The sequence below is a fragment of the Acidiphilium sp. 34-64-41 genome (assembly GCF_002282635.1).
Classification (GTDB): domain Bacteria; phylum Pseudomonadota; class Alphaproteobacteria; order Acetobacterales; family Acetobacteraceae; genus Acidiphilium; species Acidiphilium rubrum.
In genome coordinates this window covers 1-6,426 of the sequence record NZ_NCJX01000125.1, presented here as the reverse complement: position 1 = coordinate 6,426, position 6,426 = coordinate 1, and the positions used below count along the sequence as shown (strand labels likewise).

Here is a 6,426-nt window from a genome sequence, read left to right as displayed (position 1 = left end):
CCTGCTCGACAGCTTGCAGCAGCAAGGATTGATCGAGCGGCGCAGCCACGAGACCGACCGGCGGGTGCGTACGATCTGGCCGACCCCGGCGGCTTATCCCGTGCTGGAGGCGATCGACCTGGTCCGTGGTGCGGTGCGCAGTGAGGCCGTGCGTGGATTATCCGAGACGGCGACCGAGCAGTTTCTGGACACGTTGGTAACGATCAGGGCCAACCTGACGGGGTTGGACCGTCAGATCGGGCGTTAGCTCTCTTGTGCGCGTTCAGGCGACCAGTCGGCGATTTTTCCAGTCCAGTTTTATGGCGTCGCGCAGGCGGGGTGGCGCGCGGTAGGACTCCTGCGGGCGGGGGACGGAGTAGGATTTCACGCTGATGGTGGTTTCGTCGATTTCGAGGCGGAGGAAGCCGAACCGGTCGTCAACGAAATTCTCCAGCGTGACGTTGGGCTGGTCGGGCGGGGTGAACGGCGCGACGATGTCCTGGCCACCGTTTTTCTCCATGCGGTGGAGATTGTGGTAGCCGCCGAAACCGGCGACGAAAAAGGGTTTCTGGTTGCCGGCATCGTCGGTCTCGGTGAAGCGCTGGTAGTTATGAACATGGCCGGCGAACACCATATGGGCGGTAACACCCGCGGTGGTTTCGGCTTCGGTGAGGATAGCGGCCATGGTCTTGCTGCCGGAGTGGTACGCATCGAGCGAGTGGATCGGGTGGTGCATGCAGACGATGATCGGTTTTGCGGGGTCGGCGGCCTTGAGTTCGGCGGCGAACCAGTCGCGTTGGTCCTGGTGGACTTCGCCGCCTTCGGGGACGTTGGTGTAGAGGCCGATGAAGGTGGCGTAAGGCGTTTCCAGCGTGAAATAGACGTTGGGCTGCGTCATCGCGGTGCGGGGAATGTCCATCGCTTCTTGCGTATGGGTACCTGGCTCGGCCGCGCAGAAATTGTTGACGAAGGCGGTCAGCGAGGGGACGTTATCGACCAGTGTGCCGTTGTCGTAGATGTCACCGTCATGATTGCCGGGGATGCCGAGGATCGGGATCGGGTAGAATTCATAGGGCAGGTAGAACTGGGCGTAATACCGGCTCGCTTCGCCGTCGAAATAGATCACGTCACCGCAGTGATAGGCAAAGCCAGGTTTGCCGTAGGGGCCGGCGATACCGGCATCGGTGATCATGCCGGCGGCGACGAGTTCCTGCGGCGTCGGGTCGAGCACGCCGCCAGTATCGGCGATCAGGTGCATGGTCATGCCGCCGGCTGATTTCATCGCGGCGACCTGGTCGGGGATGATGCTCGCAAGGTCGAGCCGGTAGGGGTACGGCCCGGTCGGCGCGGGCAGGGGCTGAAAGCCCGAGCCTTTGCTCAGCGGCGCCATTTGCGAATGGACGCCATGGTGTTCCGCCATCGGCGTGCCAAATTGGTGTGGCTTGCCGGGGTGATGTTTGCTCATGCAGCCCTCTATTTTAAGTAGCGTTTCGTGCTGCTGTTTAGGTAGCGCGAAGCCGGGGGGGTGAGAAAGATTTATTCATGACATGCTCATGACATCAGAAATTATCCTTGGCCGTGCGCAGGCGGGCGAATTCCTCCGGCGTCTGGGCGCGCAGGAACGGGTTGGTCAGCAATTCTTCGGCGAGGCGGACCGGCAGGGTGGGTTCGCGCTCGGCGCGGAGGCGTTCGACCTCATTGGCGCGGGCCATCAGCGCTTCATTGTCGGGATCGACGCTGCGGGCGAAACGGGCGTTGGATAAAGTGTATTCATGACCGCACAGCAGCATGGTGTCGGGTGATAGGGTCGCGAGGCGATGCAGGCTGGTGTGGAATGCCTCCGCCGTGCCTTCGAACATGCGGCCGCAGCCGAGGCTGAACAGCGTGTCGCCGACAGCGGCGATTTCATCGTCGAACAGGTAGGTGACATGGCCGGTGGTGTGGCCGGGTGTCGCGATCATTTTCAGTTTGGCACCACCGAAATCGATGGTATCGTTGTCTTTCAGCGCAATGTCGAGCGGCGGCAGGCGGCTGGCATCGGCCGCATTGCCGACGATTTTTGCATCGAACCGGGCGGCGAGCGCGCGGGCGCCGGCGACATGATCGTCGTGATGGTGGGTGAGCAGGACATAGTCGAGCTTCGAGCCCTCGCGGTCGACCGCGAAAATGGCGGCTTCGGCATCGGCCGGATCGACGAAGGCGGTGGCGCCGTCGTGCCCGACGAACCAGGCGTAATTGTCGGTCAGCATGGGCACACGGGTGATGGTGAAGCCGGCGTAGGCGATGGACATGATCGATCCTTCAGAAGTGCTATAGGGATTGCATGACTATAGATGCGACGGCGATGGCCGATTTCTATGCCACGCGGCACGGCGTGATGGCAGCCCGGCAGATTCGCGCGCGGCTGGCCGCACTCTGGCCGGATCTGACGGGGATGGAGGTGCTCGGCGTGGGCTATCCGGCGCCCTATTTGCGGGTGTGGCGCGAGCAGGCGGCACGCTGTGTGGTGATCACGCCGGCACAGATGGGTGTTACACGGTGGCCGGCATCCCGGCTCAACCTGAGTGCCGCGGCGGAGGAGGATAGTCTGCCGCTTGCGGATGTCAGTATCGACCGGTTGCTGATGATCCACGGGCTGGAACACGCCGAAGCGGCGCGGCGCATGCTGCGCGAGGCGTGGCGGGTGCTGCGCCCGGAGGGGCGGATGATCGTGGTGGTGCCGAACCGTGCATCGCCCTGGGCGTATCTGGAGCGCACGCCGTTCGGTCATGGCCAGCCGTATAGTGCTGCACAGCTTGGGCGGCTGCTGGCCGGCTCGATGTTCCGGGTTGAGCGGCGGGATATGGCGCTGCTGATCCCGCCGCTGGGGTTGGGCAAGGATTTGAGCACGGCCGATCTGCTCGAGCGGATTGGCCGGCGGGCGGTGCCGCAGCTTGGCGGCGTGGTGCTGGCCGAGGCGGTGAAGGATGTCGCCGGCGTGATCCCGTTGATGCAGGGGCGCCGGCGGCTGGTATTTGCGGAATCCCGCTGACTGAACCGCGTGGCTCAGCTGTGCTTGAGCTTCTTGAGGTGTTTCTTGGTCATGGCCTCGGCCTTGGCGCGGAAGGCCGCGTCGATCTTTTTCTGCTGGGCCGGGGAAAGCTTGCTGTAGAGCGTCTGGAACGAGGCCGATAAAGCGTTCATGTCATCCGCGTTCTTGGCCGAGATGGCGGCGTAGGATTCCATGTTCTGGACGGCATTCATGGTCGCGAGTGTCTTGGCGCGTTGCTCATACATCGCTGAAAGGTTGAGCGCGTTGGTACGCGACACCTGGGTGAAGCCGTGCCAGCTCGATTCCTCGTCCGTGGTGATGCCGATCGATTTTTTCAGCGTGGCGAGCCGCGCATCGACATGGGCGATGATGGCTTTTTGTGCCGGGGTCATCGCTGTGGTGGTGTTGGCGGTCGTGGCGGGCGCGGCCGTGGTGGTGGCGGCGTGCGTGGCGCTGATGGCGGCCAGGCCGAGGCCGGTGGTCAGGATCAGGGCGGCCAGAGCGGGTTTGCGATGGATCATCGAAGGCATGTGTGGTCTCCGTTACAGGTGGTCAGGCAGTGCGCTGGTGTCTTATACGGTTTGCGCGATGACGGGATACAGGCGGGGCGGTGTCGGAATCATGGCCTACGGTTGTTTAATGCGCGCGACAGCGGCGCGTGATCCGGCGGTTGTGTTTTGCGATCGGGATCACGATGGTATAGAGAGTACCGGAGTTGTCCGGTTTAGAAATACAAGTTTTCCCGAGGAGTTCAGCCATGTTCATCGAGACTGATATCACGCCCAACCCCGCAACCTTGAAGTTTTTACCCGGGCGCACCGTGCTCGAGCAGGGGTCGGCGGATTTCGATCGTGCCGAGGCGGCGTCGATCAGCCCGCTCGCGACGGCCCTGTTTGATCTGCCGGCGGTCGAGCGGGTGTTTCTCGGCGCCGATTTCATCTCCGTGACCAAGAGCGATGCGATGGACTGGCCGGCGCTAAAGCCCCAGGTGCTCGGCGCGATCATGGAACATTTCCTGTCGGGCCGGCCGGTCATGGCCAGCGATGCGCAACTGGCCGATGAGGATGTCGACCCCGCCGACCGTGAAATTGCCGACCAGATCAAGGAATTGCTCGATGCGCGGGTGCGCCCGGCGGTGGCGAGTGATGGCGGCGACATCGTGTTCCGCGGCTTTCGTGCCGGTGTCGTGACGCTGCACATGCAGGGCGCCTGCTCGGGCTGCCCGTCCTCGACCGCGACGTTGAAAATGGGGATCGAGAATCTGCTGCGGCACTATGTGCCGGAGGTCACCTCGGTCGAGCAGGTCGCGGCGTGAGCGGTTCGTCTTTGGATGATACGGCGCTCGATATCCTGTTCCGCACCGCGCGCACCAAGACCGCGTGGACCGATCAGCCGGTCGGCGATGATGTGTTGCAGGCGTTGTACGAGGTTTTGAAATTCGGCCCGACCTCGGCCAATTGTTCGCCGGCGCGGTTCGTGTTTTTGCGCACGCCGGAGGCGCGGGAAAAGCTCAAGCCGGCGCTGAACCCCGGCAATATCGACAAGACCATGAGCGCGCCGGTGACGGTGATCGTCGCGTATGATCCGCAGTTCTACGAAAAGCTGCCGACCTTGTTCCCCCATGCCGATGCGCGGTCGTGGTTTTCGGGCAATCCGGACCTGGCTGATGAGACGGCGACGCGCAACGGCACGCTGCAAGGGGCTTATCTGATGATCGCAGCGCGCGCGTTGGGGCTGGATTGCGGCCCGATGTCCGGGTTCGATCGGCACAAGGTGGATCAGTTGTTCCTGTCGGATCAGGGTTGGCGGTCCAATTTCCTGGTCAATCTCGGCCATGGGGTCGCGGGCGACCCTTTCGAGCGGTCGCCGCGGCTGAGTTTCGATGAGGCGTGCGTGCTGGCGTGATGCCGCTCCGGATTCTGGCGATCGATGCGGCGCAGCGTCATGCTTCGGTCACGCTGGTGGCCGATGGTGTGGCTTTGGCCGTGCGGGCCGGTGCGCCGGAGACAGGGCTGGCCGAGATGCTGGCCGTCTGGGTGGGCGAATGTCTTGATGAGGGCGGAGTGGTACCCGGAGCGCTCGATGCGATCGGGGTGACGATCGGGCCGGGCAGCTTCACCGGCCTGCGCGCTTCGATCGCGCTGGCCCAGGGGTTGGGCCTTGCCGCCGACGTGCCGGTTCACGGGATTTCGATGGGTGAGGCGTTCGGGGCGGCGTTACCGCTGTTGCAGCGGCCGCTGTGGGTCGCGCTGACGGCGCGGCGCGGCCGGGTTTTCCTGGAGCGGGACGGCGTTGCGGCCGGTTTCGATGAGGCCGATCTGCCGCAACCGGACGGGCCGATCGCCTTGGCCGGCGAACAGGCCGGCGCGGTCGCGGCGCGGCTGGCCGCGCGTGGTAACGATGTGATGCTGACCGATGCGCGGTATTGTTCGGGCACGGCGATTGCGGCAGCGCTGCGCCGGCGCGTGGCGGCAGGACTGCCGATGCGGCCGGCGATGCCGTTGTATGTCGATCCACCGGAAGCGAAACTGCCGGCGGGCGGGCTGCGTCCCGCGCCAATTTGAGCGAGCATGTGATCGCTGCATCGGTGCTTTGCGCCGATCTCCTGGCGGAGGTGCATCTGGCCTGTTTCGGTGCCGCGGCCTGGTCGGCGGCCAGTTTCGTGGATCTGTTCACGTCAGGCCTGGTGTTCGGTTATGTGATCGAGCCCGGCGGGCTGGTGTTGGCGCGCGCGGTGGCTGATGAGGCCGAGATATTAACGATCGGCGTGGCCCCCGCCGTGCGTCGCCAGGGGTTGGCACGGCGATTGCTGGGGTTGGCGCTGGATGAGTCGCGCCAGCGCGGGGCGGCGACGATGTTTCTGGAAGTCGCCGCCGACAACGCGCCCGCGCTGGGGCTTTATCGCTCCTGCGGGTTCAAGGATTGCGGTATCCGGCGCGATTACTACGGACCCGGTGCCGATGCGCTGTTGCTCAGGCGCTCGCTTTGCGAATGACCAGTATCGCGCTGCCGTCGTCGAGGTCGAACATGTCGAGCAGATCGTGCCCTTGATCGGCAGCGGCGCGCGGCACGTTGGCGCGCGGGTCGGCCCCTTTCAGGCGCACCAATAGAACCGCGCCATCCGGCAGCGAATCGAGTGCGAGGCGCGTGCGGACGAAAGTCATCGGGCAGGTTTCGCCAGTAATGTCGATCGCGCGGTCGTGTACGGGCAGGTCTGCGATTTTCATGTCCTGCATTGGAGTTTTCCAATCATGGCCAGCGGTTTGATCAATTGTCGCACGATATCGTTTGAAGCTGAAATGGTTTTTTCATGGCGTTTGTTGCGTGCCTATCCGGTTGACTCAGACACCCACTAGGGCTAGTGGCCCCCGCCATGGCGGCCATTGACATTCACCAGCGTGACGAACTGGCTTTTC

General features: G+C 63.9%; 10 protein-coding genes. 6 read left to right on the top strand and 4 right to left on the bottom strand.

Going from position 1 to position 6,426, the window contains the following annotated elements:
* Positions 1-247, top strand: a 247-nt coding sequence (locus B7X49_RS17445) for a MarR family winged helix-turn-helix transcriptional regulator (RefSeq protein WP_408735605.1), incomplete at its 5' end; no start/stop codon positions are given.
* A 15-nt stretch (positions 248-262) separates the two neighbouring features.
* On the opposite strand, the gene B7X49_RS17440 is transcribed toward B7X49_RS17445, so the two are convergent.
* The gene (locus tag B7X49_RS17440) at positions 263-1,444 is read right to left on the bottom strand and encodes a metallophosphoesterase (protein ID WP_286705257.1); all 1,182 of its coding nucleotides are present in this window, start codon (positions 1,442-1,444) and stop codon (positions 263-265) included.
* Between the two features lie 94 nt (positions 1,445-1,538).
* Complete coding sequence (gene gloB / locus B7X49_RS17435; protein ID WP_035229110.1) at positions 1,539-2,270, bottom strand: hydroxyacylglutathione hydrolase; 732 nt, start codon at positions 2,268-2,270, stop codon at positions 1,539-1,541.
* Positions 2,271-2,302: 32 nt separating this feature from the next.
* Between gloB and B7X49_RS17430 the strand changes: the two genes are divergently transcribed.
* Entirely contained in the window at positions 2,303-3,010 is a 708-nt protein-coding gene (locus B7X49_RS17430) for a class I SAM-dependent methyltransferase (RefSeq protein WP_029312278.1), read from the top strand.
* Between the two features lie 14 nt (positions 3,011-3,024).
* Here the strand turns inward: B7X49_RS17430 and B7X49_RS17425 are convergent, their stop codons facing one another.
* A complete protein-coding gene (locus B7X49_RS17425) occupies positions 3,025-3,540 on the bottom strand; it encodes a Spy/CpxP family protein refolding chaperone (RefSeq protein ID WP_286705256.1) in 516 nt (171 codons plus the stop codon).
* Between the two features lie 227 nt (positions 3,541-3,767).
* Between B7X49_RS17425 and B7X49_RS17420 the strand changes: the two genes are divergently transcribed.
* From B7X49_RS17420 to B7X49_RS17405, 4 genes are read left to right on the top strand one after another with little or no spacing between them, the layout of a single operon-like run.
* Entirely contained in the window at positions 3,768-4,325 is a 558-nt protein-coding gene (locus B7X49_RS17420; RefSeq protein ID WP_286705255.1) for a NifU family protein, read from the top strand.
* Positions 4,322-4,915, top strand: a complete 594-nt coding sequence (locus tag B7X49_RS17415) for a malonic semialdehyde reductase (protein WP_286705254.1) — start codon at positions 4,322-4,324, stop codon at positions 4,913-4,915. The genes B7X49_RS17420 and B7X49_RS17415 overlap by 4 nt, the downstream gene beginning before the upstream one ends.
* Positions 4,900-5,574, top strand: coding sequence for a tRNA (adenosine(37)-N6)-threonylcarbamoyltransferase complex dimerization subunit type 1 TsaB (gene tsaB / locus B7X49_RS17410; protein WP_286840399.1), 675 nt, complete (start codon positions 4,900-4,902; stop codon positions 5,572-5,574). The genes B7X49_RS17415 and tsaB overlap by 16 nt, the downstream gene beginning before the upstream one ends.
* Positions 5,571-6,005: a GNAT family N-acetyltransferase gene (locus tag B7X49_RS17405; protein ID WP_286705252.1), complete on the top strand. Its 435-nt coding sequence runs from the start codon at positions 5,571-5,573 to the stop codon at positions 6,003-6,005. Before tsaB ends, B7X49_RS17405 begins: the two co-directional genes overlap by 4 nt.
* On the opposite strand, the gene B7X49_RS17400 is transcribed toward B7X49_RS17405, so the two are convergent.
* Positions 5,983-6,246, bottom strand: a complete 264-nt coding sequence (locus B7X49_RS17400) for a sulfurtransferase TusA family protein (protein WP_286705251.1) — start codon at positions 6,244-6,246, stop codon at positions 5,983-5,985. The genes B7X49_RS17405 and B7X49_RS17400 overlap by 23 nt on opposite strands.
* Positions 6,247-6,426: the final 180 nt, after the last annotated feature.